Source organism: Streptomyces sp. NPDC107500 (assembly GCF_055582785.1).
Map to the genome: position 1 here is coordinate 1,100,065 of NZ_JBVJPF010000002.1, position 26,689 is coordinate 1,126,753.

The window sequence follows — 26,689 nt, forward strand, 5'->3', positions numbered from 1 at the left end:
TTGCCTGCCTTTCCCCTACGGGACCGATCAACTGCACGAGAAAGGGACGTGCGGCCGAAACCATTAGTTCCGTTTCTGGTGATTGCGTGAAGTACGCCACGTCCAAGATCGCGCAATTCGCGGCGGGGGCGGCCAAGCACCCCCTCTTGCCAGAAGTTGGGCGGCGTGCCAATCCACGCACGTGGCCCGAATGGAGTACTGTTGCGAGCCCTGGGTCCGGTCTCCCGACAGGGGGTTCGGAGCCTTGAAGGACCGCCGGGAGGGGGCTAGTTGCACAGGGTGATGGAGTTGGTCACTTAGCGTTGCGAACAGGTAACCGTGCCATAACGGCGATCCAGGGCCCGCGCCCGACACGCCGGGCAACTCGGCAAGGTTGTGGCAGGCTGCACCCGGGCAGGCCACACTCGACAGAGCGGAAGCAGCGACGCACGTGACGTCGGCAGGCACCACCCGGGAGGTCCCCATGCCCGAACTGCGTGTCGTGGCCGTCTCGAATGACGGCACACGGCTGGTGCTGAAGGCTGCGGACAGCACGGAGTACACGCTTCCGATCGACGAACGACTCCGGGTCGCCGTGCGCGGCGACCGTCCCCGCCTCGGCCAGATCGAGATCGAGGTGGAGAGTCATCTCCGCCCCCGTGACATCCAGGCGCGTATACGTGCCGGCGCGACCGCGGAAGAGGTCGCCCAGATGGCCGGCATCCCCGTCGACCGCGTACGGCGCTTCGAGGGTCCCGTGCTGGCCGAGCGCGCCTTCATGGCGGAGCGGGCCCGCAAGACCCCCGTCCGCCGCCCCGGCGAGAACTCCGGGCCGCCCCTCGGCGAGGCGGTCCAGGAGCGGCTGCTGCTGCGCGGCGCCGACAAGGACACCGTCCAGTGGGACTCCTGGCGCCGCGACGACGGCACCTGGGAAGTGCTCCTGGTCTACGTGGTCGCCGGCGAACCGCACTCGGCGAGCTGGACGTACGACCCGCCCCGGCGGCTCGTCCAGGCCGTCGACTCGGAGGCGCGCGCGCTGATCGGCGAGTCCGACGACCTCGCCGCGGCCGAGCCCAGCTTCCCGTTCGTGCCCCGCATCGCCAGGCTGCCGCGCGACCGGCCGCTGGACCGCTCCCTCGACCGGGAGCAGCGGGAGCGGCCGAGCCTGCCCCCGGTGCCGTCCGAGCCCGCCGAGGAGACCGCGGCCACCGCCTCCGCCGAACGCGAACGGGACTCGCTCACCAGCCTCCTGGAGGCCGTACCGAGCTTCCGCGGCGACCTGGTGGTGCCCGAGCGCGCTCCGGAACCGGTGGTGGAGGAGCCGGCCGAGGAGCCCGAGGTGGAGGAGCCCCCGGCGCCCGCGGCGTCGGCCGGTTCCGCCTACGCGGACGTGCTGATGCCGCGCTCGGTGGCCAGTCACCGCGACCGGCTCACCGGCTCCACCGACCGCCAGGCGGAGGCCGACGGCGTCCGCCCGGGCCGCCGCGCGGCGGTGCCGAGCTGGGACGAGATCGTCTTCGGCACCCGCCGCAAGAAGCAGGAGTAGGGCCTGGGCACCGCACCCTTGCCTCCGGGACCGGGGCCGTACCCACGTGGGTGCGGCCCCGGTGCCGTGCGCGGGACCCTTGTGCCGTTCGGTCGGGGGCCCACCGATCACCCGTCGGGTGCGCCCCGGCCGCCCCGCCGGCGTCCACCCACGCTCCGAGACCCGGCGACCAGGCCCGCCCTGTGCGCGCCTTCGCGCCCCTACTGCGGATCCGGTCCGACCGCGACCGGCCGGGACGGGTCCGAGGACCACTCCGACCACGAACCCACGTACAGCGCCGCCGGGATGCCCGCGACCGCCAGGGCGAGCACCTCGTGGGCGCCCGACACGCCCGAGCCGCAGTAGACGCCGACCTCGTCGCCCTCCGTGGCGCCGAGTGTCTTGAAACGCGCCCGGAGTTCCCCGGCGGGCAGGAAGCGGCCGTCCGCCGTCACGTTGTCCGTCGTCGGCGCGGACACGGCACCCGGGATGTGGCCGCCGACGGGATCGATGGGCTCGACCTCGCCCCGGTAACGCTCCCCCGCGCGGGCGTCGAACAGCACCCCGAAGCGGGCCAGCGCGGCGGCCCCGTCCGCGTCCAGCAGCCCCGACGCGCCCGGCGACGGGGCGAAGTCGCCCTCTTCGGGGACCGGGACGTCCGTCGACAGCGGCGACTCCCAGGCCGGCAACCCGCCGTCGAGAACCCGCACGTTCGGGTGACCCGTCCAGTGCAGGAGCCACCACGCGCGGGCCGCCGCCCACCCCTGCCCGCCGTCGTAGGCGACGACCGGCCGGCCCCGCGACACGCCCGCCCGGCGCATCGCCGCGCCGAACTCGGCCACGTCCGGCAGGGGATGCCGGCCGCGTCCGCCGGGCGCTGAGGCGAGTTCGCGGTCCAGGTCGACGTAGACGGCGCCGGGAAGATGCCCGGCCGCGTACTCGGCCCGGCCGTCGAAGGGCGGGGCGCCCGCCGCCCCGGCCGTGCTCAACTGCCAGCGGACGTCGAGCAGGACGGGCGGGTTGGCGCCCGCCAGCTCCTTCATGAGTTCGGATGCGGAGATGATGGCGTTCATGGCCCCATCCTGGCGTACCGAGTGGCCGAGGCGTCGATGTCGGGCTACTCTGCCCGCCGGACAGTACCGATCACGAGGCGTGCGGGTTCGGGCACATGCTGTACCACCCGGGCAGCCGGGCCGCCCCACGAGCGCACCCGAGGCGCACGGCGCCGGGACCGGTGCCGGCATCGGCGCGGGGTCCGTCGGAGCGAAAGCGGACGCACGGCCCGCGCAAGGGCCGAGAAGAGAGTGACGATGACGGACGCACGGGGGTCGGTCGGCCGGAACGGTGAGACGAACGCCCGGCGCACACCCGGCGCACCCTGCTGGGTGAGTCTGATGGTGCACGGGCCGGCCGCGACCCACGACTTCTACGCGGGCCTGTTCGGCTGGGAGTTCCGTCCCGGACCCCAGCAACTGGGCCCCTACGCGCGGGCCCTGCTCGACGGGTACGAGGTGGCGGGAATCGGCCAACTGCCGCCCGACCGCCAGCTCCCCATCGCCTGGACGCCCTACTTCGCCTCCGACGACGTGAACCGCACGGCGGAGACGGTGCGCCTGTGCGGTGGCACGGTCGGCGTCGGCCCGCTGGACGCGGGCGAGGCCGGCCGGCTGGCCATCGCCTCGGACCCTTCGGGCGCCGTCTTCGGCGTCTGGCAGGCGGCGGAACACCTCGGCACCGCCGTCACGGGCGTGCCCGGCACACCGACGTGGAACGAACTGCTCACGTTCGAGACGGCGAACGTCGCCAAGTTCTACGAGACGGTGTTCGGCTTCGAATTGGAGCCGTCGGTCTCGGCCGGCTTCGACCACGTGACCCTGCGCCTCGCCGGCCGCCCGGTCGCCGGCATCCGCGGTCTGGGCAACACGCTCCCCCGGGAACGGGGGCCGCACTGGCTGACGTACTTCGAGGTGGCCGACGCGGACGCGGCCCTGGAACGGCTCGTCGGCCTCGGCGGGCACGTGGTCGAGCCGGTCCAGGACTCGCCCCGGGGCCGGACGGCCGTGGTCGCGGATCCGGAGGGGGCACGGTTCTCGCTGCTCCAGGCGGAGCGGTGACGTCCCGGTCCTCGGGCCGCACGACAGGGCCGACAACCGCGCGGCGCACGGTCAGGGTGCCTCGTCCGTCCGCACACCGTCGGCGGATCCCCTCTCCGCTCGTGCACCGGTTCCTTCGCCGGTCCTCTTCCTCAGCAGGGCGGCCAGTTCCCGCTTGAGGACCTTGCCGCTCGGCCCCAAGGGGAGAGCGCCGACGAACTCCACGCGGCGCGGGTACTTGTAGGCGGCCATGCGCTCACGGGCCCAGGCGATCACGTCCCGTGCCAGCGACGCGTCCGGCGCGGTGTCCGGGCGGGGGACGATCACCGCGCAGACCTCCTGGCCGTAGCGGGCGTCCGGAAGGCCGATCACCGCGGCCCGGGCGATGCACGGGTGGCGGGACAGCGCCTCTTCGACCTCGCGCGGGTACACGTTGTAGCCGCCCCGCACGATCATGTCCTTCTTGCGGTCGACGATGGTCAGACAGCCCTCGCCGTCCTTCGTGCCGAGGTCGCCCGAGCGGAACCAGCCGTCCACGAACACGGCCTCGGTGGCCTCGGGGTCGTCCAGATAGCCGGCCATCACGTTGTGGCCACGGATCACGATCTCGCCGATCTCTCCCGGCGGGAGCAGCACGACGCGGTCCTCGATGTCCGCCCGGGCTATCTCCGCCTCCACGCCCCTGATCGGCCGGCCGACGGTGCCGGGCCGCCGGGGCCACGCCTTCTGGTTGTAGGCGACGCACGGGGAGGTCTCGGTCAGTCCGTAACCCTCGTAGACGGGGCAGCCGAAGGTCGTCTCGAAGTCCTCCAGCACCCGGACCGGGAGCGCCGAACCGCCGGAGTACGCACGGGCGAGCGGCGGGCGGCGGGCGTCCCGGGCCGCGGCCTCGAGGAGCGTGATGTACATGGTCGGCACGCCCATGAGGACCGTGCAGCGTTCGCGCACCATCAGGTCGAGCGCCGCCTCGGGGGTGAAGCGGGGCATCAGGACGAGGGTCGCGCCGGCCCGGAAGCACGTCCCCATGCCGCAGACCTGGCCGAAGGTGTGGAACAGGGGGAGGCAGCCGAGGAGGACGTCGTCGGGACGCATGTCGAAGGGCGAGAGCATCGTCGTGTCGATGTTCGCCAACAGGTTGAGGTGGCTGATCATGGCGCCTTTGGCACGGCCCGTGGTGCCCGAGGTGTACAGGATCAGCGCGATGTCGTCCGGCGCACGGGGCACCGGTGCCTCGATCGGCGCGGCCTGTGCCACGAGCCGGTCGAGCGCCGGTCCGCCCGAGGCGCCGGCCTCCGGACCGACCGTCAGCAGCGGCACTTCGGCGCGCTTCGCCGCCGGCTCACCCTCACCGAGGAGCGACCCGGAGCACAGCACCGCACGTGCCCCCGAGTGCCGGAGTACGTACGCGATCTCCTCCGCCTTCAGGAGCGCGTTCACCGGTACGACGGTCGCGCCGAGCGCGAGGACGCCGAAGTACGCCGCGGGAAACGCGGGCGTGTTGGGGAGCAGCAGCGCGACCCGGTCGCCGGGGGCGACGCCCCGCTCGCGCAGCGCCGCCGCGTACCGTCGCGCCGCCAGCCACAGGTCGCCGTAGGAGACGCGCTCGGGACCGGCCACCACCGCCGTGCTTCCCGGGGTGCGCCGCGCGGTGTCCGCGAGCACGTCCGCTGCCGAGAGCGTGGCACCGCCGGTCATCGGACCGGCCCGCCTATTCCGGCACGAGCGGAAAAGGAACGGTGAAACCGCGAGAAGGAGATTTCACATTCGGTCATCGATACTCCGCTTTCACGCGAAGGCGCACTGTGCAGGGACCTCGGCGCATCCTACGATGAGGCCCGTCGAAGGGAAAGCGACAGAGAGCGAGCACAAGACATGTCGGAGTACCTGGACTTCTTCGCACGCCTTGCGCAGGAAACATCCGAGCGTAAACGGGAGTTTCTGGAGCTCGGCCGCATTGCGGGCCGCTTCCCCGCGGCCGACACGGCTCAGCATGGCGAAATATCGATCTGGTGCAGCAACGACTATTTGGGTATGGGGCAACACCCGGACGTGCTGGCGGCGATGAAGCGCGCCGTCGACGAATGCGGGGGCGGGTCCGGCGGTTCCCGCAATATAGGCGGGACGAACCACTATCACGTCGCCCTGGAGGCGGAACTCGCCGCGCTGCACGGAAAGGAGGACGCGGTGCTGTTCACCTCCGGTTATTCCGCGAACGAGGGCGCTCTCTCCGTGCTCGCCGGACACATCGACGACTGCGCCGTGTTCTCCGACCAGTTGAACCACGCGTCCATCATCGACGGCCTGCGGCACAGCGGGGCCGAGAAGTTCATCTACCGGCACAATGACTGCGCGCATCTGGAGGAACTGCTGTCCGGGGTGGATCCGCAGCGGCCGAAACTCGTCGTGACGGAGTCCGTGCATTCGATGCGCGGCGACATCGCGCCGCTCGCGGAGATCGCCGACATCGCCAAGCGGTACGGCGCGGAGACGTTCATCGACGAGGTTCACGCGGTGGGCATGTACGGTCCCGAGGGCGCCGGCATCGCGGCGCGGGAGGGACTCGCGCCCGCGTTCACCGTGATGATGGGGACGCTGGCCAAGGGCTTCGGGATGACCGGCGGTTATGTCACCGGGCCCACCGTTCTCATGGACGCGGTGCGGGCCTTCGCCCGGTCGTTCATCTTCACCACGGCCCTGCCGCCCGCCGTGGCGGCCGGCGCCCTGGCCGCCGTACGGCATCTGCGCGGTTCCGAGCTGGAACGCGAGCGGCTGGCCGCCAACGCCGGCCTCCTGCACGGCCTGTTGCGGGAGCGGGGCATTCCCTTCCTGTCCGACCAGACCCACATCGTCTCGGTGCTGGTCGGTGAGGACCGCCTCTGCAAGCGGATGTCGGCGCTGCTGCTGGAGCGGCACGGCGCCTACGTGCAGGCGATCAACGCGCCGAGCGTGCCGACCGGCGAGGAGATCCTGCGGGTCGCCCCCTCGGCCGTCCACGAGGCCGCCGAGATCCGCGGGTTCGTCGAGGCGCTCGACGGGATCTGGTCCGAGCTGGGCGCGCCGCGGGGTGAGCGGCTGTCCTGATCGAGGAGCCGCCCGGTCCCCGCGTCACGGCAGGGCTCCGTCGGAAGGGCCCGGCCTCGGCTCCGGGTCCTGATCGGCCCAGATCCGGCGCATCTCGGCGGAGGCGTCGAGCACTTCGGGCAGTGTCCCGACCGCGTCCACGCGCCCGTCCTTCAGCACCACCACCCGGTCCGCCGCGCGCAGCAGCGTGGGCCGGTGCGACACCGCGAGGACGGTTGCCGTGCCGTCCAGCAGCCGGTCCCACAGGACCTGTTCGGTGGCCGGATCCAGGGCACTGGACACGTCGTCGAACACGAGGAGTTCGGGGCGCCGGGCCAGCATCCGGGCGATGGCCGTCCGCTGGAGCTGGCCACCGGAGAGCCTGAGGCCCCGCGGACCCACGACGGTGTCGGCGCCGTCCTTCATGACCGCGACGTCGGGGGCCAGGACCGCGGTGCGAGCGGCGGCCTCGAAGATCCTCCGCCCGCCCTCACCGTCGCCGTCCTCCTCGCCGAGCCCCAGCAGGACGTTCTCCCGCAGCGACCCGCTGAACAGTCGCGGCTCCTGGGGCGTGTAGCCGCAGCGCGGCGGCACCAGGAAGGCCGCGGGGTCGGCGACCGGCTCCCCGTTCCACGCGATGGTGCCCCGTTCGTGCGGCAACAGCCCCAGGACGGCCCGGAGCAGCGTCGACTTGCCCGAACCGACGCCTCCGGTGACCACGGTGACGGACCGGCGTACGACCGTGAGGGAGACATCCTCGATGCCGCGCTCCGAGCCGGGGTGCCGTGCGGTCAGCCCGTGGACGGTCATCTCCCGCAGCGCGGGGCCCGGGTCGGGCGAGGGCGTGGGCGCGGGCCCGGTGTCGGGCGCCGGCTCCGCGGATGGTGTCAGAGGCCGTCTCCCGAGGAAGGCCGTGATCCGGCCGAGAGCCACCGAGACGCGCTGCAGCCGCACCGAGAGGATGCCGATCGAGGCCAGCGCCTCGGCGAGGATCTGCAGGTAGAAGGCGAACAGCGCCAGATCCCCGACGCTGAACGCCCCGCTGTGTGCCTGCCCCGCCGTGAGCAGCAGGACCACGCCGATCCCGAGCGGGGCCGCGTTGCCGATCACGGTCCGCTGCACCCCGGCGAAGAGTTCCTCGCGCACCGCCAGGCGGGCCCTGGCGGCGTTCAACTCGACGACATGGGCTGCCACATGGTCCTCGGCGGCTGCCGCCTGCACCGCCTTCACCGCCCCGAACGCCTCCCGCAGGGCGCCGGCGACCTCGGCGGACGCGGTCCGGGTGGCGTTGCGCAGGCGCAGGAACCGGCCGTGGACCGCGGCCGTGACCACCGTGATGAGGACCAGCAGGGCCAGCAGGGCGATCGTGACCACCGCGTCGATCCGCACCATCACGGTGACCGAGGCGACGACGAACAGCCAGTGCGCGAGGTTGGTCGGCGCCCAGGCCACGAAGAAGCCCGTCTCCTCGACGTCCTCCCCGGCCACCCGCAGGGCCTCTCCCGGCGTCGTCCGGGACATGGCGCCCCGGCCGCGCAGGGCGGTGCCCAGCAGGTCCCGTCGCAGCCGCGCCGTCGTGCCGTACTGGACCCGTGGCTCCAGCCGGTTGATCATCACGCCGAACTGCAGACAGAGCCGGGCCACCTCGATCGCGGCCACCCAGGCGATGAGCAGCCAGACCCCGCCGCCGGCCCCGATCTCGTCGAACAGCCGCTGGAACAGCAGCCCCACCGCCAGGGTTCCGGCCCGCAGCAGCACCCACAACCCCGTCAGCGCCCAGTAGGCACCGGCGGAGCCGCGCAGCACGGCCCCGAGCCGCCCGAGCGTGCCCTGTGCGTCGATGTCGGTCACCTTGTGTCCCGTCAGCCGACGCGCAGCAGTTCGTGGAAGCGCGAGGTCGGGTCGGCCGCCAGCACCGTCTGCTTCCCGTGCTCGACCACCGTCCCCGCGTCGAGGACGAGGATGCGGTCGACGTTGCGCAGCGTGTGCGGCCGGTGCTGGACCACGACGGCGGTCCGTCCCGCCAGCAGCCGGTCCATCGCGGGCATGAGCAGCCGCTCGGTGTGCGGGTCGAGGCGGGCCGTCGGTTCGTCCATCAGGATCACGGCCGGGTCCCGCAGGAAGACCCGTGCCAGGGCGAGGAGTTGTTCCTCGCCCGCCGACATCCCGCGCGCTCCGCCGCCCAGCACGGTGTCCAGTCCGTCGGGCAGCTCCCGCCACCAGTCGCCGAGTCCGGCCTCGTCCAGTGCGCCCCGCACCCGGTCGTCGTCGACGAGGCGGTCGAAGAAGGTGAGGTTGTCCCGGAGGGTGGCGTGGAAGACCTGGACCTCCTGGGTGACCAGGGCGACGCGGCCGCGCAGCGCCCTGGTGTCGAGACCGGCGACGTCCTGGCCGCCGACGGTGACACTGCCGCTCGTGGCGTGGTGCAGCCCGAACAGCAGCCGTACGACGGTCGACTTGCCGCTTCCGGTCCGGCCGACGATGCCGAGCCGCTCCCCGGGGCGCAGCCGGAAGGACACGTCCCGCAGCACGGGCTCGCCCGGGTCGTACGAGAAGGACACGTGGTCCAGCCCTGTGCCCAGCGGCCCGGTGGGCAGGCGCAGGGTACCGGTGCGGACGACGTCGTCGTCCTGGTCGAGCAGTTCCTTCAGGCGCCGCACGCTGACCGCGGCCTCCTCCAGGTCGTGGAATCGGGTGGTCAGGGCGAGCAGCGGACGGCGCAGCAGCATGGCGTACGACAGACAGGCGAAGGCGGTCCCGATGGAGAGCTGTCCGCGGTCGTGCAGCCATACGCTGACCGCCAGGGCGAGGACCACGCTGGCGGTGGACAGGCCCTGGACGGTGGCGGGCCAGCGGGCCGAGACCCGCGCCGCGCGGCGGGCCCGCCCGTACAGGTCGGCCTGCCGTGAATCCAGCGTGCGCATGGTGTGGCCGAAGGCACCGTTGGTCCTCAGGTCCTCGACGCCGGCCAGCCGTTCCTCCAGGAAGCCCAGGAGGTCGGCGGACGAGGCCTGCCGGGCGGCGACGAAGGGCATGGCCCGGCCCACGAGCCGGCGCAACAGCAGCAGCGTGCCCGCGGCGAACGGCGCGAAGACCAGGGCCAGGCGCCAGTCGAGCTGGAAAAGGGCGCCGATGATCCCGACGACCAGCAGCATCTGGGCGAGGACCTCCAGGACCAGCGCGGACATCACCGCGGCGAGCCGGGTCACGTCGCCGTCGACGCGGTCGACGAGTTCGCCGGGCGGATGGCGCTGGTAGAAGCGGGAGGGGCGGCGCAGACAGTGGGCCACCAGGTCGGCGCGGAGCCGGTTGGTGGTGCGCCAGGCGAGCCGGGCGGCCACGGCGTCGCAGCCGATGGTCACCACCAGCAGTCCGAGGGCCGCCGCCAGATACCAGACGGCGACCGCGAGCAGCAGGTCCGAAGGGCTTCGGAAGAGCGTGTGGTCGATGAACCTGCGCATCATCTGCGGTGCCACGAGCTGGAGCCCGATGCCGAGCGGGACCAGCACCGAAAGAAGGAGGACGGAGGGGCGTTCGCCGCGCAGATAGCGGAAGAGTACGGACAGTTGCCGCAACGGACTGCCTGCCAACGCGTCCCTCCCCCCAAGGCGGCGGAAGGCCTCAGCATAAAGTCCTTGCCGGCGGTTGGGAATGACGCGTGGAGTCCGTGCGGGAGTCCGGAAATGACACGTCCGTATGCGGAATATGGCCCGCCGCTTGTTCCGGAGCGCGGGGACCGGTAAGCCGTTGCTGCGGATTCCTCGCACTGTTAGACTCCACGGGTCCTCTGGGCAATTCGCCCTGCGCGCCATCGTCGTGCGCCAGCACTTCTCGGCCACATTCTCCGCACCCGCGCTTCGCATGGGTCCGGCGCCCGAGGGCAGCACCAGCACATAGCACCGCCTTGAACGACCGGATACCAACGGACCAAGGGGGATTCGCAATGTCGGGTGACACGCACGACGGTGTCGATAACACAAGAAAAGTCGTGGTCACCGGTGCCGCGGGTTTCATCGGTTCCCATCTCGTCGAGGCGTTGCGACGCGAGGGCGCGAACGTGACGGGCATTGATCGTAAATCGAGTTGGACCACGGGTGAAATCGCGCCATCCGCGGATACGGGATCTCTCCACGCGATCCGCGCCGATCTCGTATCCGCCGATCTTTCGAGCTGTCTCGAAAATGCCGAAACGGTCTTCCACTTAGCCGCGCTGCCTGGTGTGCGTCCGTCCTGGACACAATTCCCCGAGTATCTCCACTGCAACGTCCTGGCCACCCAGCGCCTCATGGACGCGTGTGTGCGCGCCGGGGTCCCCCAGGTGGTCATGGCCTCGTCCTCCAGCGTCTACGGCGGCGCGGAGGGCACGATGCACGAGAACGACCTCCCCCGTCCGTTGTCCCCGTACGGGGTCACCAAGCTCGCCGCGGAACGGCTCGCCCTCGCCTTCGCCGCGCGCCGCGACACCGCCCTGTCGGTGAACGCCCTCAGGTTCTTCACGGTCTACGGCCCCGGCCAGCGCCCGGACATGTTCATCGGCCGGGTCATCCGCGCCACCCTGGAGAACAAGCCGATCGAGGTCTACGGCGACGGCACCCAGCTCCGTGACTTCGTCCACGTGTCGGACGTCGTGCGCGCGCTGATGCTCGCGGCGGCGCCCCGGGGGCGGGGCACCGGCGTCCTGAACATAGGAACCGGTCAAGCCGTGTCGATGAACGAGGTCCTGGCCCTGACCGGCGAGCTGACCGGACGGACCCCGGACGCCAGGTACGGCCCCGCACGCATCGGTGACGTCCGGGCCACCACGGCCGACATCGAGTGCGCCAAGCGCCGCCTCGGCTTCACCGCGCGGGAGGATCTGCGCGCCGGGCTGGCCACGCAGATCGAGTGGACCAGGCGATCGCTCGCCCGGGCGGCGTCGCCCAGAACCGCCTCGCCGGCCGGTATGGCGCCCACCCGCCGGTCGTAGCCGTATGTGCGGCTTCGTGGGGTTCAGCGACCCCGGCGGTCCGGAGTCCGGACGTGCCACGGCCGAACGGATGCTGGCGGCGGTGGCGCACCGCGGCCCCGACGGCAGCAGCCGGTGCCACCACCACGGCGTGACCTTCGCGCACTGCGCCCTGACCTTCGTCGGCCCCGGCCGGCAGCCGTTCGTCTCGTCGAGCGGTGCCGTCGCGCTCGTGCTCAACGGGGAGATCTACAACCACCGGGAGCTGCGCCGCGAACTGCGCGCCGCGGGAGCCCGGCTGCGCACCGAGAGCGACACCGAGGTACTGGTGGAACTGTACGAGCGGCACGGCATGAAGGTGCTGGACCGGGTGCGCGGCATGTACGCCTTCGTCCTGCACGACGCGCGTACGCGGACGACCGTCCTGGCCCGCGACCCGATGGGCAAGAAGCCGCTCTACTACACCCGCGTGCCCGCCGGGATCGCCTTCGCCTCCGAACTCACCGCGCTGCTGCGCCATCCCGACGCCCCGCGCACCCCCGACGTACGCGCTCTGGCCGGGTATCTGACCCTCCAGGCCTTCTGCGCACCCGGGTCCGCCGTGACGGGTGTGCACAAGGTCCGTCCCGGCAACTGGCTGGAGTACGCCGAAGGGCGACTGCGCGAAGTGGAGTTCTGGCGGCCCCGGCTGGAGACGTCCGGGCGGGGTCCGGGCCGGAGAGAGGCGGCCGCGCGGTTCGAGGAGCTGTTCCGCACGGCGGTCGCCCGACGGGTGACGAGCACGGAACGCCGGCTCGGGGTGCTGCTGAGCGGGGGCCTGGACTCCAGCGCGGTGGCCGCCGTGGCCCAGCAGCTCTCGTCGCGGCGGCCGGTGCTGACGTTCAGCGCGGGCTTCGAGCAGTCCGACTTCGACGAGAGCGCGCACGCCGCCGCGGTGGCCCGGCACATCGGCGCCGAACACCACGTGGTCCGCATCGGCGGCCGCGACCTCGCCGAGGTGGTGGAGTCGGAGTACGCCCGGGCCGACGAACCCCTCGCGGACCCCTCCCTGCTGCCCACCCGCATCGTCTGCCGGACGGCACGGCAGCACGTGCGCGGGGTGCTCACCGGGGACGGCGCCGACGAACTCCTGCTCGGCTACCGCTACTTCCAGGCCGAGCGGGCGATCGAGATCCTGCTGCGGCTGATGCCGGCGCCCCGGCTGGAGGCCCTGCTGCGCACCCTCGTGCGCCGGCTGCCCGCGCGGTCCGGCAATCTGCCCGCCGCCGCGGCGCTGAGCCTGCTGGCGCGCGGACTGCGGGCGGCTCCGGAGCACCGCTTCTACCTGTCCACGGCCCCCTTCGGCCCGGCCGAGCTTCCCGGCCTGCTGCGGCCGGACGCCCGTGCGGCGCTGACCGATCACGACCCCTTCACCGAGGTCTCCCGGCTCCTCGACGGCCCGTCGGGGCTGACCGGCGTCCAGCGCAGCCAGCTCGGTGTCGTCGCCCACTTCCTGCGCGACGTGATCCTCACCAAGGCCGACCGCGGCGGCATGCGCAGCGCCCTCGAACTGCGCTCCCCCTTCCTCGACCTGGACCTCGTCGAGTACGGCAACACGCTGCCCACGGCGCTCAAGCTGCGCCGCTTCACCGGCAAGTTCCTGTTGCGCCGGATCGCGGCCGACTGGCTGCCGGGGGACATCGTGCGGCGGACCAAGCTGGGCTTCCGCGCCCCGCTGGCCGCCCTGCTGCGCGAGGAACTGCGCCCGCTGCTGCTGGACACGCTCTCCGCGTCCGCACTGAACCGCGGCGGGCTGTTCGACGCGAGTGCGGTGCGGAGGCTGGCCGACGACCATGTCAGCGGCCGGCGTGACACGTCCCGCAAGCTGTGGGCGCTGCTGACGTACCAGCTCTGGTACCAGGCGCTTCCCGCGCACGCGCCCGCCACCGCCCCAGCCTGCCTCGACCTCACCGAGGAGCCCCACCATGCGCCGTGACCGTCCGCACATCCAGGTGCTGTCACCGAGGACCTGGGGGGAGTTCGGCAACTACCTCGCCGCCACCCGGTTCTCCCGGGTACTGCGCGGGTCCGTCGACGCGGACGTGACGCTGCTGGAGGCCGAGCCGATCCTGCCCTGGCTGGGCGAGGCGGGGGCCGAGATCCGCACGATCTCCCTGGAGAGCCCCGACGCGACGGTGCGCACCGAACGGTACATGGGCCTGATGACGCGCCTTCAGGAACGTTTCCCCGCCGGCTTCGAGGTGAGCCCCACCCCCGTTCAGCAGGCCGCTCTCGCCCCGCTCACCGAGCACCTGCGCACCACCGCCCCGGACGTGGTGGTCGGCACGAAGGGGTTCGTGGCGCGGCTGTGCGTGGCGGCCGTAGGACTGGCGGGGGTCCGCACCCGGGTGGTCAGCCATGTCACCAACCCCGGGCTGCTCCAGCTGCCGCTGCACCGCAGCCCGCACCCCGATCTGACCCTGGTGGGCTTCGCGTGGGCCAAGGACCGTCTCCTGGCGAGCACGGGCGGGGATCCCGACCGGGTGCGGGTGGTGGGGCCGCTCGTCGCCCAGCACGACCTGCGGGACTTCATGACCAGCGAATCCGCCGCTCCGACGGCCGGGCCCTGGGGCGGGGCCCAGGACTCCGGCCGGCCCCGTCTGATCATCTTCTGCAACCGCGGCGGTGACGTCTATCTGGAACTGCTGCGGCACATCGCCGCCCGCCACCCGGACACGGACCTGGTGTTCGTCGGCTACGACGACCCCGGCCTCGCCCGTCGCGCCGCGGCGGATGCCGAGCGGCTCGCGCACTGGCGGTTCCACAGCCGGCTCACGCAGGCCGAGTACTTCGAGTACATCGACCGCGCGTCCAGGTCGCCGTACGGCCTGCTCGTCTCGAAGGCGGGCCCCAACACCACCCTGGAGGCCGCCTACTTCGGGATCCCCGTACTGATGCTGGAGTCGGGGCTGCCCATGGAGCAGTGGGTGCCTGGGCTCATCCACGACCAGGGTCTCGGCCGGGCCTGTGCCGAGCCCGAGGACCTGTTCCGGACCGTCGACGACTGGCTGGCACGGCCGTCGACGATCGAGGAGCACAAGAAGACCACCATCGGCTTCGCCGAGTCCGTGCTCGACCAGGATGCGGTGGCCCGCCGGATCGGGGACGCCCTGCGGCCCCTGCTGGACGCCCGGTGAAGCCCCGTATCCGGCTCGTCGCGGGCCCGGGCGGGGTCCGGGCCGAGGGCGAGGGGCAGGCACGGCTCGGACACGCCCTCGGCGGGGATCCACTGGCCGGGGGGCCACCGCCCGAGGGAGTCTTCGCCGCCTGGAACTGGGACGGCGAACGCCTCCTGGTCCGCACCGACCGGTACGGCATGCACCCCCTGTACTACCGCTCGGACGCCAACTCGCTGACGCTCTCCCCCGATCCGCTCGCCCTGCTCAGCCCCGGTGAGCACGCCGCCCTCGACCATGACGCGCTGGCCGTCTTCGTCCGGCTGGGCTTCTTCCTCGCCGAGGACACCCCCTTCGCGGCGATCCGGGCGCTGCCCCCCGCCGCCACCCTGACCTGGACCCGCGACGGACCGCGCCTCGACGCTCCCGCCCTTCCCGTGCCCGGCCCCGCCGACCTCACCCGGGGCGAGGCGGTGGACGGCTTCATCGACCTGTTCCGCGCCTCCGTGGCCCGCCGGCTGCCCGACCGGCCGTATGTCCTGCCGCTGAGCGGCGGCCGGGACTCGCGCCACATCCTGCTGGAGCTGTGCCGCCAGGGCGCCCCGCCGCGGCTGTGCGTCAGCGGCGCGAAGTTCCCGCCCGATCCGGGCGCCGACGCGGGTGTCGCCGCCCGCCTCGCAGGGCGCCTGGGACTGCCGCACCGCACCGTCGGCCGGCCGCGCTCGCAGTTCCACGCGGAGCGCGCCGCGGGCCCGGCACAGGGCATGGGCACGCTGGACGGCGCCTGGGCCCTGCCCCTGCTCAGCTTCCTGCGCCGCCGGAGCGGACTGTGGTACGACGGGCTCGGGGGTGGCGAGCTGGCCCAGAACCCCAGCATCGAACTGATCCGGAAGAACCCCTACGACGCGACGGACCTGCCGGGGCTGGCGGACCGGCTGCTGACCGCCGGCCGCACCGGCGGGCACGTCGAGCATCTCCTCGGCCCCCGTACCCGTGGCCTGTGGAGCCGGGAGAGGGCCCGCGCCCGGCTCGTGCGGGAACTGGCCCGGCACGCCGACGCGCCCCTCCCGCTCGGCTCGTTCTTCTTCTGGAACCGGACGCGTCGCTCCATCGCCCTCGCCCCCTTCACTCTCGGCGGCGGACAGGCGCTGATCCACACCCCGTACCTCGACCACGCCCTCGTCGACCACCTCGCCTCCGTGCCGGGACGGTTCCTGGTCGACGGCACCTTCCACGACCAGGCGCTGCACAAGGCGTTCCCCGAGCACGCGGGCCTGGGATTCGCCGCGGCCGTTCCGCAGCGCCACGGGCTCGTCCTGGTCGGGCACCGGCTGGCGTACCTCACCCGGCTGCTCGGCCACACCCTGCACTCCGGACGGGGCTGGTGGCACAGCCGCGACCGCGTCCTGCAACGTCTGCTGGCGGCGGGCCGCGGCCCGGGGGCGCCGCAGCGCGTCAGCCGGCTCCAGCCGCTGGCCCTGTACCTGCTCCAGCTGGAGTCCCTAGCTGCCGGAAGAACCCTCTGAGTCCCCAGGACACCACTGCCCGCACGACCCCAGAAGGAGGGGACCTCATGCGGAAGACACTGCCCGTCATAAGTACCGGTACGGCGGCCGGGGCCGCGTCGGGCGGTTGCTCGACCGCCGTCGCCGAGAAACCGGGCCGCCCCGGCCTGCCGCGCTGGCGCAGGCGGAAACTGCGCATCGCGCTGGTCCGCCACCACGACCTGTGCCTCAACACCCGCCAGATCACCCAGATCCAGCGGCGGGCCGGCGTGCTGCCCCACCTCGGTCTCGGCTACATCCACACCGCGCTGAAGTCCGCCGGCTTCCACGAGGTCATCCAGGTCGACACCCCGGCCCTCGGTCTGGACAGCGAGGGCCTGCGCGAACTCCTCGCCGACTTCGAGCCGGACCTGGTCGGCGTCAGCACCACAACTCCCGGACTGCCCGGTGCCGTCGAAGCCTGCCAGGCGGCGAAGAGCACCGGCGCCAAGGTCATCCTCGGCGGGCCGCACACCGAGGTCTATGCGCACGAGAACCTCTTCCACGACTGCATCGACTACGTCGGTGTCGGCGAGGGCATCACGATCATGCCGGAGCTGGCCGAGGCCCTGGAGCAGGGTGAGAAGCCGGAGGGCATCCGTGGTCTGGTCTCCCGCGAGCACGACGGTGGGGCCGCGCCGATGGTGAACCTGGAGGAGGTCGGCTGGCCCTCCCGCGACGGGCTGCCGATGAACAGCTACTACTCGATCATGGCTCCCCGGCCGTTCGCGACGATGATCTCCAGCCGCGGCTGCCCGTTCAAGTGCAGCTTCTGCTTCAAGCAGGCCGTCGACAAGAAGTCGATGTACCGCTCCCCCGAGGACGTCGTCGGCGAGATGACGGAGCTGAAGAAGCGGTTCGGGGTGAAGGAGATCATGTTCTACGACGACGTGTTCACGCTGCACCGCGGCCGGGTCCGGGAGATCTGCGCGCTCATCGGCGAACAGGGCCTGAAGGTGCGCTGGGAGGCACCGACCCGCGTCGACCTGGTGCCGGAACCACTGCTGAAGGCGATGGCCGGGGCGGGCTGCGTGCGGCTGCGGTTCGGCATCGAGCACGGCGCGCCGGAGATCCTCGAGCGCATGCGCAAGGAGAGCAACATCGAGAAGATCGAACGGGCCGTCACCTCGGCGCACGAGGCGGGCATCAAGGGCTTCGGCTACTTCATCGTCGGCTGGCTGAACGAGACCCGGGAGCAGTTCCGCGCCACGGTCGACCTCGCCTGCCGGATCCCGCTGGACTACGCGAGCTTCTACACCGCGACCCCGCTGCCGGGCACCCCGCTGCACACCGAGTCGGTGGCCGCCGGGCGGATACCCTCCGACTACTGGGACCGGTTCGTGCGGGGGGAGTTCGACGCGCGGATCGGCTATCTGGTGCCCGACGCCCAGCGCCGCGCGCAGGCCGCCTACCGTGCGTTCTTCCTGCGCCGCTCCATGGCCAAGCCGCTGCTGACCCACATGGCGACGACCGGTCAGTGGCGCAACACCGTGGACGGTCTGCGCAGCCTGGCCCGGTCGACCTCCAACACCGACCGTGACTTCTGAGACCTCCCGCCCGGCCGCGTCCCTGCGGCCGGGCCCCGCCGTCCGCCTCAACGAGCCGCTGCCGGACCGCGGCCGGCGTCGGCTCGGCGAGCCCTTCGTCACCCACCACGTCCGCCGCACCATGGCGCGGGGACTCCGTCCACAGCCCTCCTGGACCGTGCCGGTGCGCTACGTCCTGCCCGACGGTCCGGCGGGGGAGGCGGTCGAGCTCTCCGACGCCCGGAGCGCCGCCGCCGCTCTGCGCCCCGGTTCACCGGCCCTCGCCCTGATCGCTCCGACCTATGTCGCCCGTGGCACCCTCGCCGGGCAGCAGGAGCGGTTCGACGCCCTGCTGGACCGGATCGGCGAGCTGGCCGAGGAGCGTCCGGAGGCCCCCGTCGTGCTGTTGGTGGGCATGCAGTGGGCGTCGGCGCGGGAGGCGGGCGAATCCGTGGCGCGGCTGCGGGCGCTGCTGGGAAGGGCCCGCGCCCGGCTGCCGGACGTACCGGTGTGCGGCCTCTCGCTGCCGGGCCCGGGCAAGCCGCGTACGCTCAACGCCGCCATCGAGATCGCCGAGTCGCTCGGCTGCCTCGGCGTCGGCTGGGTCGACGACGACGTGCACCTCGATGCCGGCTGCCTGTCGCGCCTGGCGCGGGACTTCCTGGCGGCCGGCTGCCGGGGCGCGGTGGGCGCCACGAAGATCCCGCACACCAGGGAGTTCGCCACCTCGCACCTGCTGGCCCGCGCCAAGGCGATCGCGGCACCCGCGACCAACTACCCGCACGGCTGCTGCATCCTGGTGGCGACCGACGTCCTGGCCGGCGGCATGCCCGGCCGCTACGTGTCGGACGACGGCTACGTCTGCTTCCGGCTCCTCGACCCCGCCCTGCCCGATCCGCTGGCCCGGCTGCGTCTCGTACCGGACGCCCGCTGCCACTACTACGTCGCCGGTCCCGCGGGCGAGACCCGCCGCAGGATCCGCCGGATCCTCCTCAACCATCTCGTCGACCTCGCCGACTGGCCCCTGCCGGTGGTCCGCCACTACTTCCGCCACATCCTCTTCGCCGGCCTCTGGCCGCTGACCGCCTTCGACGCGAGTGGCGGGCGGCGCCGCGGACTCCAGAAGGCGCTGATCAAGTGGCTCTACTTCGCGTGGTTCGCCGGGGTGGGGACGGAGCTGTACCTGCGCGGGCTCACCGGCCGGCCGCTGCGTGCCGTCGAGTGGGCGCCCTACTCGGCCGTTCCGACCCTCACACCCCCTGCCCAGGAGCGCTGATGAAGGTACTGTCTCTCCACTCCGCCGGCCACGACACCGGAGTCGGCTACTTCGAGGACGGACGGCTGGTCTTCGCCATCGAGACCGAGCGCCTCACCCGCGTCAAGCACGACCACCGCTCCGACATCGCGCTGGAGCACGTGCTCGCCCAGGAGTGCGTGGACGCGGACGGGATCGACCTGGTGGCGGTCAGCACGCCGGTCCGCAGCGCCCTGCTGCGGATCCCGGACCTGGACCACGCGATGGAACGGATCGGCGCCGGGGCACCGCACCACCGCACCACCTGCGACCTGCTGGGCCGGACCGTGGACTGCGTGGTCGTCACCCACGAGGTGTCGCACGCCGCGCTCGCCGCCCACTACGCGGACCACGAGGACGGCACCCTCGTCCTCGTCAACGAGGGCCGCGGACAGCTCACCCGCAGCTCCCTGTTCCGGGTCGAGGACAACCGCCTGGAGTGGATCGCCAAGGACCCGCTCCCCTGGTACGGCAACGGCTTCGGGTGGACCGCGATCGGCCACCTGCTGGGCTTCGGCAAGAGCCCAAGCGTTGCCGGGAAGGTGATGGCCCTAGGCGGCTACGGACAGCCCGACGCCCGGATACGCGAGCAGCTGATGGCGGTGGACCCCCGGGTCATGCACGACCTGGAGCTGGCCGAGCGGGTGCGTGCCGAGCTTGCCGGGCGCCCCGAGTTCAACCCCGAGTTCGAGACGGCGGCCCATGTCGTCGCCACCTTCCAGGAGCTGTTCACCGAAGCGGTTCGCGCCGTTCTCGACCGGCACGTCACCCGCACCGGCGGGGGCGTCGGCCCGATCGCACTCGGTGGCGGCTGCGCGCTGAACATCGTGGCCAACTCGTCGCTGCGCGAGGCCTTCGGCCGGCAGATCGCCGTCCCGCCGGCCTGCGGCGACGCGGGCCATCTTGCGGGCGCCGGCGTCTACGCCCTCACCTACGTCCTCGGCAGGCGGCCCGAACCGCTGAGCGTGTACGCCAACGGCACGGGCGAGGCCCGCACCGATGTCCTGGCCGCCCTGGACACCGCGGGCCTCAAGGCCGTTCCCTACGACGGCCCGGTGGTCGCCCGCATGCTCGCGGACGGAGGTGTCGTGGCCCTCACCGAGGGCGCCGCCGAGCTCGGGCCGCGCGCGCTGGGGCACCGCTCGCTGCTGGGCAGCCCGGCCGTCTCCGGGATGCGCAAGCGGATGAGCGAGAAGCTCAAGCAGCGGGAGTGGTACCGCCCGCTGGGCGCGGTGATGCGCGACGAGCGCTTCGCCGAGCTGTATCCGGGCGGACGGCCCTCCCCGTACATGCTCTTCGAGTACCAGTTGCCGGAGGGCACCGCCCCGCAGGCCCGGCACGTCAACGGGACCTGCCGGATCCAGACCCTGGGCGCCGACCAGCCGCTGCTGCACTCCCTGCTCGCCTCCTTCGAGGCGGAGACGGGTGTTCCGGCCCTGATCAACACCTCGCTCAACGGCCCCGGCCGGGCCATCGCGCACACCGCCCGGCACGTGCTGGACGACTTCGCGGACAGCGACGTCGACCTGTTCGTCTTCGACGACCTGATGGCCTACCGGGGCGAGCCCCGGTAGGCCATCGGTCGTCGGTCAGCGCTCCAGGTGCCGCGGCAGCAGCCGGTCCAGTACGTCGTCGGTGTACACGTCGACGACGGGGACCAGCCCCGAGGAGGCCGGCTGCTCCCGTGCCGCGCCGAGCGCCTGGGCGCGCAGCCGCTCCAGCAGCGCCTCGACGTCCCGTGCGGGTACGGCCCCGGTGCGCATCAGGTGGCCGAGGTTTCCCTCCCGCTCGCCGTTGCGGTCGTAGTCGGTCAGGTCGTCGGCGATGGTGATGATCGTGCCGAACGCCTCGGCGAACCGGCGCGCGGGAGCCACGGCGGGCTCCTCGCGGCCGCAGAGCGCCGCGAGGGAGCCGTAGCAGCCCAGGAAGGTGGCGCCGTAGGTGCTGGCGTTGGCGCACCACTCGTCGAGGGTCCGCGCCCGATGGCTCTTGGTGCGGATCTGCCCGGTGCAGACTTCGGTGAAATCGCGTTCGACGAGGTCGGTCACGGAGCGGGCGTCCTCGGCCAGCGCGCACATCTGCTTCAGCGCGGTCAGGTGCAGGTGGAGGCAGAGACAGGCGAGTTCGATGCGGTTGAGGCCGGTGTCGTCGTCCATGAGGTCGTCGAGCAGCTTCATGGCCACGATGTCCATGGCCAGGGCGCGGGCCACTTCGGCGCGCCGCTCCGGGTCGGTGATCCACTCGGTGAGGAAGTGCGGCACCCGCAGGTAGAGGCGCAACGCCGCGGTGTGCGCCACGAGATCGGGTGAGCCGCCGCCTTGGGCGACGAACGCGGTGACGTGATCGCGGTTGGCGGACTCGGTGACCAGCATCGAGGCGGTGTAGTCCGCGGGCAGTGCCGCGGTCACGGGCGGGTCGCCGTCATCTCGGCCAGCGTCGAACGCCAGTCGCCCTGTTCCAGTGCGCCGGCGAAGCCCACGTAGTCGGCGCCCGCCTCCAGGTACGCCGCGACGTGCTCCCGCCGCCGGACGTTGCCGCTCACGAACAGAATCTGGTCGGGGTCGAGCCGGCGGCGGAAGTGGCGGACCACGTCGGGGGGAACCTGTGCGTAGCGGGAGTACAGGTAGACCATGTGGAAGCCGAAGCTGCGGGTGACCGCGATGTACCGGTCCATCTGCTCGGTGGTCGTGGTGGCCACGGGCACGGTCCTGAGCAGATCGCCGGTCTTGTGGTCCTCGCCGAAGGTGAGGGCGACGGTGAGCAGGAGTTCCGGCCAGGCGTCGGCCCGGCCGGGCAGGTTCACCAGGGTCTCCAGGTAGCTCTTCCACACGTAGTAGTCGTCGCGGGAACCGAGCAGCGCGGGCAGCATGACGGCGTCGGCGCCCCGGGCCAGGGGGAAGCCGGAGCCCCTGCGCGGCGGAAAGTGCAACAGCACCGGCAGCGGGCTGACCTCCTTGATCGCGGCCACGTAAGGGTCCATGTGGGACTCGAAGGACTCGTAGTCGGTACTGGCGAGGATGAGGGCGGGACAGCCGAGATCGCTGAGGACCTTCGCCTTCTCCACGGCCTCGTCGAGCGGCACCTTGAACGGGTCGATGATGTGGACCGGCCCCCGCGGGTGGCTCCGGAGCCGGGTGAGGACGGCTCCCGGGTCCAGCAGGTTCGGTGCCGGAACTTCCGTGCGCTGGACCAACTGCGGTGAGGTGTTCACCAGCGTTCCCCCTGGTTGTCCGGTCGTGGCGCGTCGTGCGCCGTCATACGAGGTCCGCGCGGCGCTGCTCGGCCGCTGCCGCAGTGCCCGACCTGGCCAGTGCGGCGACGACGGACGCGGTGGTGTAGAGCGCTTTCGTGTCCAGGACGACGGAGCCCAACGCGGCCTTTCCGCGCCGCCCCCGTTCCCAGTCCTCGCGTGCGTCGGGATCGAACTCCATGGGGCCGGGCACCCGGCACCACGCGGACGGCCGCCAACTGCCGTCCCGCTCCTGGGAGTCGACCAGACAGGAGACGGCCCGGCGGACGGCGTCGGCGTGCCGGCCGTCCGGCAGGTCGGCCGCCACGACGGCCCTCAGGGCGAAGGCGGTGGCGAAGGCGGAGCCGTCCCGCTCCCACTCGGTGCGCACGGCACCGTCGGCGCCGATCCTGGCGGTTGCCCAGTCGGCGGCCGCCCGCGCCTCGGGGAGGTCCGTTCCGGCGCGGTCGGCGGTCAGCGCCTCCGCCGCCAGTGCCGTGGAGTACTCGCGGTCCGGCCACCAGTACGCCGGCCACGCCCCGTCGGCCCGCTGGATCTCCCGGAGCCTGCCCAACAGCCTGTCGCGTACGGGGAGTCGGCGCAGTCCGGCCGCGGCCGTGGTCACGCACGCGTGACTCGCGTACCAGGCGTCCCAGCGGGGGGCGACCCGGTCCAGGAAGGGCCCGGCGATGTGGGGCAGATAGCTGGAGATGCCGCCGTCCGGTTGCAGGTGGCCCGCCACGAACCGGTAGCCCTCGTCGGCACGGGGGTCATGTTCGACGCCCAGCGCCTCGGCCAGGCGGAGCGCCCAGGAGGTGATGTCGGCGTCACCGGGGACCTGGGGGCAGTAGCCCCAGCCGTCGGAGGGGCCGCGGGCCTTTCTCAGCGCTTCCCAGGCGGACATCGCCGCCGCGCGCCCCGGGCCCTCGGGCAATTCCGCGAGCGAGGCTCCGACATACGCGGTGACCCAGAACTGGCCCGGGCCGCGCACCTCGTAGTCGTTCCACCAGCCGTCCGCGTCGCGGGCGGTGAGGAGGAATTCCGTCGCCTTCGAGAGGGCTTGTCCGGCGGATTCATCGAATGGTAATCGCTGCGCACCGTTCACGAACTCTCCTTTCTGGGGAGAGACGACGAGCCGGGACACCACACCGGCACGCGAACGGCGCGTCGGCAGGACGATTCCTCAACCCTACACGCGTTCGTATCGGCGAGACAGAGTCACTTTTCTCTCGACGGGTGGATCACGCGTCGGGGGGCCGAGATCAATCCGGCCCCCCGACGTACCGCGGAATCGCGGTGGATTCACACGAATTGCATGTGGGCACGCCGTCGCAATCGCACCGACATCACGCCGCCGCTCGCCAGGACCAGCAGCCCGGTCACCACGAGGGCATGCGTCACGCCCGAGGTGAGGGAACCGCTTCCGGCACCGTCGACGGCGTAGGTGATGATCTCGCGGGTGGACCAGAAGGGCAGCGCCTTGGCAGCGTCGTTGGCCGGGTCGATCACCATCTGGGCGCCGATGACGGAGATGAGCAGCAGCGTGCCCTCCAGGTCCCGGGGCACGGCGAGGCCGAGCAGCAGCCCGAGCGGGACGGCCACCAGGGTGGTCAGCGCCAGTTCCAGTGCGACCGCCCGCGGGGCGGCCACCTCCTGGTCCACGACCACGACCACGGCGTACAGCGCGGAGATCAGCAGCCCGGCGGTGAGCAGGGCGAGCATGCGGCCCAGGTACAGGTGCCGGGGCCGGAAGCCGGACAGGGTCAGGCGGGGCTCGATCTCGCGGCCGCCGACGGCCGAGAAGAGGGCGGCGGTGCTCACCGCGAAGCCGACGCCCAGGCTCGCGAACCGGATGGCCTGGCCCGCCTGGTCGTGCCGGCCGAGGTAGAAGACCAGCGGCACGAGCAGGAGCAGGCTCAGCACACCGCGACGGCGCAGCAGTTCGCGCAGTGTCATCTCGGCCATGCGCAGGGTGCGGATCATCGGCCGGCCCCCTGTGTGCGGGGGCTGAGGTCGAGCACGTGGTCGACCCGGTCGAGCTCGTTCAGCATGTGGGTCACGACGACGACCGCCTTGCCCTCTTCGCGCCAGCCCCAGACGTTCTGCCAGAAGTCCACGTAGGAGCCCCGGTCGAAGCCCTGGTAGGGCTCGTCGAGGAGCAGGACGTCAGGGTCGCCGAGGGCGGAGAGGACCACGTTCAGCTTCTGCCGGGTGCCGCCCGAGAGGTCCTTGGCCAGGGTGCGGCGCGCGACGGACCAGTCCAGCGCGGAGGCGAGTTCGCGGCCCCGGCGGTCGGCTTCGCGGCCCCCCATGCCACGGCCGGTGCCGAACAGGGTGAAGTGCTCGCGCGGCGTCAGGAAGCCCATGACGCCGGCGTTCTGCGGGCAGTAGCCGAGGCGTCCGGTGACGGACACCCGGCCCGCGTCCGGCGCGAGCAGCCCGGCACAGATCTTGAGCATGCTGGACTTGCCGGCCCCGTTGCTGCCCACGATCGCCGCGACCTCACCGGCGCGCACGACGAGATCGACCCCGTCCAGGACGCGGCGGCGGCCGTAGCTCTTCACGATCCCGTGCGCGTTCAGCCGGACGTCCTGCCCGGACGGCGGCCCGGACACCCCGCCCACCTGCTGTTCCGCGTGTGCGGAAAACCTCATGTGCGACACCTTCCTTCCGCCGCCCGCGACGAATGGCGTGGAAAACCGTGCCGATAGCCTGCCACAGACGGGCGAGCGCGCCGAACACACCACCTCCGCGCGCGGCGGGCGGATGAATCCGGCCGACCGTATCCGGTCGCCCTCGGAAGCCACCCGGGGAGAACTGTGAACGGCAGCAACGGAATTCGGCCAGGCCACCCACCGAATCACACGCCGCTGCCCGGGGCATTCACCGAACCAGTGCAAACGGAACCCTGACGTTTCAGCCATTCCTGGAAACGGGGCGGCCCGTCTCTGGAAACAGGCTGCCGGTCTTGTGATCACTTCCGAGCGCCGGTTAGAGTGCGGCCCGCCCAAATCAGCGTGCTTCCACGCATTGCGCGGCAGGTTGATCAACGGCGAATTCCCTTCGTCCACGAATTTCCGACGGAGGGCCGGAACGGGTGGTGCACGGGTCGGCCGACGAAGGGACGCGGATGCGCGGGGGCACCGACGGCGAACGCATGTGGTGGCAACGCGCGGTGGCCCGCGGCTTCGACCCCCTGCCGCCGCCCGCCGCCCCGGTGACGCTGGTCAGGTCGGGAGAAGTCCGGGGGGACCCGGCGGACCAGGAGACCGGTCTGCCCTCCGGAGGTCTCGGGGTGCTGCTTCCGACCTATGTGGCGCGCTGCGGCCCGACGGCGCACGAGACCGCGCTCCGTCACCTCCTCGACGCCCTCGCCGACGTCCGCGCCGCCCGTCCCGGCCTGCCCCTGACTCTCTGGCTGGGCATGCAGTACGGCCCCGGCGAGCGGGCGGAGGCACTCGACCGGCTGCGCGGGCTCACCCAGGCCGCCTCCTCCGTGCCCGTCGTCGGATTCGCGCTGCCGGGCCGGGGAAAGCTCCGGACCGTCAACACGGCGCTGCGGCTCTCCCGCCCGCTGGGGCATGTCGGCTGGCTGTGGACCGACGACGACGTGGAGTTCGCCCCAGGCTGCCTGGCCCGGCTCGTCGACCGCTTCCACGAACGCGGCCGCACCGGCGCGGTCGGCGCGCACCTCGTCGCCCTGCCCCGTCCGTCGGCCGCCTCGCGGACGATGGCCCGCGTCTCGGGCGTCACCGTGCCGCCGGGCGCCTGTCCGGCGGCGGCCTGCATGCTCGTCGCCGCCGACGTCATCGCCGACGGCATTCCGGCGCGCCGGCTGGCCGACGACGGCCACGTGCTCTTCGAACTGCTCGATCCCCACGCGGCCGACCCGCTGCACGACCTGGAGGTCCTGCCCGACGCCCAGGGCAGCTTCTACCGGGTCGCCCGGGCCCACGACACCCTGAACCGGCTGCGCCGCTCGCTCTACAGCCATGTGACCTGCACGGCCGACTACCCGTGGCCGACCGCGCGGACCTACCTCTCGGGCACGCTGTTCCACGGACTGTGGCCGCTCGCCGCCTGGGACGGCAGCGGCGGGCCGGTCCGGGGACTGAAGCGCTGGACCGTCAAGGCCGTGCACCTCACCTGGTTCTGCGCGGTCGCCGCGGGTCTCGCCGCACGCGGCGCGGCCGGCCGGCCGCTGCGGCACGTGCCGTGGGGCGACGACGGCGACTTCCGCAGCCCGGCCGCCGAGGGGCGGCCGGCGATGCGCACCGGACGCTGACAGGACGGCGGCCGTCCGGCACGACGGCCGTCCGGACCGACATCGGGCGCCGCC

The 26,689-nt window shown here is 72.4% G+C and carries 21 protein-coding genes; 12 read left to right on the forward strand and 9 right to left on the reverse strand.

Features of this window, described 5'->3' with window-relative positions:
- Positions 1 to 463 precede the first annotated feature (463 nt).
- Entirely contained in the window at positions 464 to 1,525 is a 1,062-nt protein-coding gene (gene sepH / locus ACZ67M_RS10970; RefSeq protein ID WP_469850583.1) for a septation protein SepH, read from the forward strand.
- Positions 1,526 to 1,725: 200 nt separating this feature from the next.
- On the opposite strand, the gene ACZ67M_RS10975 is transcribed toward sepH, so the two are convergent.
- Positions 1,726 to 2,577, reverse strand: a complete 852-nt coding sequence (locus tag ACZ67M_RS10975; RefSeq protein WP_469850584.1) for a sulfurtransferase — start codon at positions 2,575 to 2,577, stop codon at positions 1,726 to 1,728.
- A gap of 237 nt (positions 2,578 to 2,814) precedes the next feature.
- On the opposite strand from ACZ67M_RS10975, the gene ACZ67M_RS10980 reads away from it, so the two are divergent.
- Positions 2,815 to 3,618 carry a VOC family protein gene (locus ACZ67M_RS10980; protein ID WP_469850585.1) on the forward strand — a complete coding sequence of 268 codons (804 nt, stop codon included), beginning with the start codon at positions 2,815 to 2,817 and terminating at the stop codon, positions 3,616 to 3,618.
- Between the two features lie 51 nt (positions 3,619 to 3,669).
- Here the strand turns inward: ACZ67M_RS10980 and ACZ67M_RS10985 are convergent, their stop codons facing one another.
- Positions 3,670 to 5,292, reverse strand: a complete 1,623-nt coding sequence (locus ACZ67M_RS10985; protein ID WP_469850586.1) for a long-chain-fatty-acid--CoA ligase — start codon at positions 5,290 to 5,292, stop codon at positions 3,670 to 3,672.
- Between the two features lie 177 nt (positions 5,293 to 5,469).
- Here ACZ67M_RS10985 and hemA point away from each other — a divergent pair, with 177 nt between their 5' ends.
- Positions 5,470 to 6,678, forward strand: a complete 1,209-nt coding sequence (gene hemA / locus ACZ67M_RS10990) for a 5-aminolevulinate synthase (protein ID WP_361365617.1) — start codon at positions 5,470 to 5,472, stop codon at positions 6,676 to 6,678.
- A gap of 24 nt (positions 6,679 to 6,702) precedes the next feature.
- On the opposite strand, the gene ACZ67M_RS10995 is transcribed toward hemA, so the two are convergent.
- Together ACZ67M_RS10995 and ACZ67M_RS11000 are read right to left on the reverse strand one after the other, a co-directional pair.
- Positions 6,703 to 8,508: an ATP-binding cassette domain-containing protein gene (locus ACZ67M_RS10995; RefSeq protein WP_469850588.1), complete on the reverse strand. Its 1,806-nt coding sequence runs from the start codon at positions 8,506 to 8,508 to the stop codon at positions 6,703 to 6,705.
- Positions 8,509 to 8,519: 11 nt separating this feature from the next.
- The gene (locus ACZ67M_RS11000) at positions 8,520 to 10,247 is read right to left on the reverse strand and encodes an ABC transporter ATP-binding protein (RefSeq protein ID WP_469850590.1); all 1,728 of its coding nucleotides are present in this window, start codon (positions 10,245 to 10,247) and stop codon (positions 8,520 to 8,522) included.
- Positions 10,248 to 10,600: 353 nt separating this feature from the next.
- Here ACZ67M_RS11000 and ACZ67M_RS11005 point away from each other — a divergent pair, with 353 nt between their 5' ends.
- From ACZ67M_RS11005 to ACZ67M_RS11035, 7 genes are read left to right on the forward strand one after another with little or no spacing between them, the layout of a single operon-like run.
- On the forward strand, positions 10,601 to 11,623 hold the full coding sequence (locus tag ACZ67M_RS11005) for an NAD-dependent epimerase/dehydratase family protein (protein ID WP_469850591.1): 1,023 nt from the start codon (positions 10,601 to 10,603) through the stop codon (positions 11,621 to 11,623).
- A 4-nt stretch (positions 11,624 to 11,627) separates the two neighbouring features.
- The gene (gene asnB / locus ACZ67M_RS11010) at positions 11,628 to 13,577 is read left to right on the forward strand and encodes an asparagine synthase (glutamine-hydrolyzing) (protein ID WP_469850592.1); all 1,950 of its coding nucleotides are present in this window, start codon (positions 11,628 to 11,630) and stop codon (positions 13,575 to 13,577) included.
- Positions 13,567 to 14,778, forward strand: a complete 1,212-nt coding sequence (locus ACZ67M_RS11015) for a glycosyltransferase family protein (protein ID WP_469850594.1) — start codon at positions 13,567 to 13,569, stop codon at positions 14,776 to 14,778. Before asnB ends, ACZ67M_RS11015 begins: the two co-directional genes overlap by 11 nt.
- Positions 14,775 to 16,283, forward strand: coding sequence for an asparagine synthetase B family protein (locus ACZ67M_RS11020; protein ID WP_469850595.1), 1,509 nt, complete (start codon positions 14,775 to 14,777; stop codon positions 16,281 to 16,283). The genes ACZ67M_RS11015 and ACZ67M_RS11020 overlap by 4 nt, the downstream gene beginning before the upstream one ends.
- A gap of 47 nt (positions 16,284 to 16,330) precedes the next feature.
- On the forward strand, positions 16,331 to 17,848 hold the full coding sequence (locus tag ACZ67M_RS11025) for a B12-binding domain-containing radical SAM protein (RefSeq protein ID WP_382806746.1): 1,518 nt from the start codon (positions 16,331 to 16,333) through the stop codon (positions 17,846 to 17,848).
- The gene (locus ACZ67M_RS11030; RefSeq protein WP_392012621.1) at positions 17,838 to 19,103 is read left to right on the forward strand and encodes a hypothetical protein; all 1,266 of its coding nucleotides are present in this window, start codon (positions 17,838 to 17,840) and stop codon (positions 19,101 to 19,103) included. Before ACZ67M_RS11025 ends, ACZ67M_RS11030 begins: the two co-directional genes overlap by 11 nt.
- Positions 19,103 to 20,695 (forward strand): carbamoyltransferase C-terminal domain-containing protein, encoded by a 1,593-nt coding sequence (locus tag ACZ67M_RS11035; RefSeq protein ID WP_469850598.1) that lies wholly within the window; start codon positions 19,103 to 19,105, stop codon positions 20,693 to 20,695. The genes ACZ67M_RS11030 and ACZ67M_RS11035 overlap by 1 nt, the downstream gene beginning before the upstream one ends.
- 15 nt (positions 20,696 to 20,710) lie before the next feature.
- Here ACZ67M_RS11035 and ACZ67M_RS11040 read toward each other — a convergent pair whose 3' ends face one another.
- The 5 genes from ACZ67M_RS11040 to ACZ67M_RS11060 form a co-directional block, all read right to left on the reverse strand.
- A complete protein-coding gene (locus ACZ67M_RS11040; RefSeq protein WP_469850599.1) occupies positions 20,711 to 21,529 on the reverse strand; it encodes a Moenomycin biosynthesis protein MoeN5 in 819 nt (272 codons plus the stop codon).
- Positions 21,526 to 22,332 carry a geranylgeranylglyceryl/heptaprenylglyceryl phosphate synthase gene (locus ACZ67M_RS11045; RefSeq protein ID WP_392101272.1) on the reverse strand — a complete coding sequence of 269 codons (807 nt, stop codon included), beginning with the start codon at positions 22,330 to 22,332 and terminating at the stop codon, positions 21,526 to 21,528. Before ACZ67M_RS11045 ends, ACZ67M_RS11040 begins: the two co-directional genes overlap by 4 nt.
- A gap of 43 nt (positions 22,333 to 22,375) precedes the next feature.
- Complete coding sequence (locus ACZ67M_RS11050) at positions 22,376 to 23,455, reverse strand: hypothetical protein (protein WP_469850600.1); 1,080 nt, start codon at positions 23,453 to 23,455, stop codon at positions 22,376 to 22,378.
- A gap of 197 nt (positions 23,456 to 23,652) precedes the next feature.
- Positions 23,653 to 24,333, reverse strand: a complete 681-nt coding sequence (locus ACZ67M_RS11055; protein ID WP_469850602.1) for a hypothetical protein — start codon at positions 24,331 to 24,333, stop codon at positions 23,653 to 23,655.
- On the reverse strand, positions 24,330 to 25,004 hold the full coding sequence (locus ACZ67M_RS11060; protein WP_392012635.1) for an ABC transporter ATP-binding protein: 675 nt from the start codon (positions 25,002 to 25,004) through the stop codon (positions 24,330 to 24,332). Before ACZ67M_RS11060 ends, ACZ67M_RS11055 begins: the two co-directional genes overlap by 4 nt.
- Between ACZ67M_RS11060 and ACZ67M_RS11065 the strand changes: the two genes are divergently transcribed.
- Together ACZ67M_RS11065 and ACZ67M_RS11070 are read left to right on the forward strand one after the other, a co-directional pair.
- Positions 25,003 to 25,173 carry a hypothetical protein gene (locus ACZ67M_RS11065; protein ID WP_392101275.1) on the forward strand — a complete coding sequence of 57 codons (171 nt, stop codon included), beginning with the start codon at positions 25,003 to 25,005 and terminating at the stop codon, positions 25,171 to 25,173. The two genes, ACZ67M_RS11060 and ACZ67M_RS11065, sit on opposite strands and share 2 nt — an antisense overlap.
- 307 nt (positions 25,174 to 25,480) lie before the next feature.
- Positions 25,481 to 26,635: a glycosyltransferase family 2 protein gene (locus tag ACZ67M_RS11070; RefSeq protein WP_469850604.1), complete on the forward strand. Its 1,155-nt coding sequence runs from the start codon at positions 25,481 to 25,483 to the stop codon at positions 26,633 to 26,635.
- Positions 26,636 to 26,689 lie beyond the last annotated feature (54 nt).

Bases quoted from the DNA above. Each gene is read 5' to 3' on its own strand.
- sepH (WP_469850583.1), top strand. From the start codon at position 464: ATGCCCGAACTGCGTGTCGTGGCCGTCTCGAATGACGGCACACGGCTG.
- ACZ67M_RS10975 (WP_469850584.1), bottom strand. From the start codon at position 2,577: ATGAACGCCATCATCTCCGCATCCGAACTCATGAAGGAGCTGGCGGGC.
- ACZ67M_RS10980 (WP_469850585.1), top strand. From the start codon at position 2,815: ATGACGGACGCACGGGGGTCGGTCGGCCGGAACGGTGAGACGAACGCC.
- ACZ67M_RS10985 (WP_469850586.1), bottom strand. From the start codon at position 5,292: ATGACCGGCGGTGCCACGCTCTCGGCAGCGGACGTGCTCGCGGACACC.
- hemA (WP_361365617.1), top strand. From the start codon at position 5,470: ATGTCGGAGTACCTGGACTTCTTCGCACGCCTTGCGCAGGAAACATCC.
- ACZ67M_RS11005 (WP_469850591.1), top strand. From the start codon at position 10,601: ATGTCGGGTGACACGCACGACGGTGTCGATAACACAAGAAAAGTCGTG.
- asnB (WP_469850592.1), top strand. From the start codon at position 11,628: ATGTGCGGCTTCGTGGGGTTCAGCGACCCCGGCGGTCCGGAGTCCGGA.
- ACZ67M_RS11015 (WP_469850594.1), top strand. From the start codon at position 13,567: ATGCGCCGTGACCGTCCGCACATCCAGGTGCTGTCACCGAGGACCTGG.
- ACZ67M_RS11025 (WP_382806746.1), top strand. From the start codon at position 16,331: ATGCGGAAGACACTGCCCGTCATAAGTACCGGTACGGCGGCCGGGGCC.
- ACZ67M_RS11035 (WP_469850598.1), top strand. From the start codon at position 19,103: ATGAAGGTACTGTCTCTCCACTCCGCCGGCCACGACACCGGAGTCGGC.
- ACZ67M_RS11055 (WP_469850602.1), bottom strand. From the start codon at position 24,333: ATGATCCGCACCCTGCGCATGGCCGAGATGACACTGCGCGAACTGCTG.
- ACZ67M_RS11065 (WP_392101275.1), top strand. From the start codon at position 25,003: ATGTGCGACACCTTCCTTCCGCCGCCCGCGACGAATGGCGTGGAAAAC.
- ACZ67M_RS11060 (WP_392012635.1), bottom strand. From the start codon at position 25,004: ATGAGGTTTTCCGCACACGCGGAACAGCAGGTGGGCGGGGTGTCCGGG.
- ACZ67M_RS11070 (WP_469850604.1), top strand. From the start codon at position 25,481: ATGCGCGGGGGCACCGACGGCGAACGCATGTGGTGGCAACGCGCGGTG.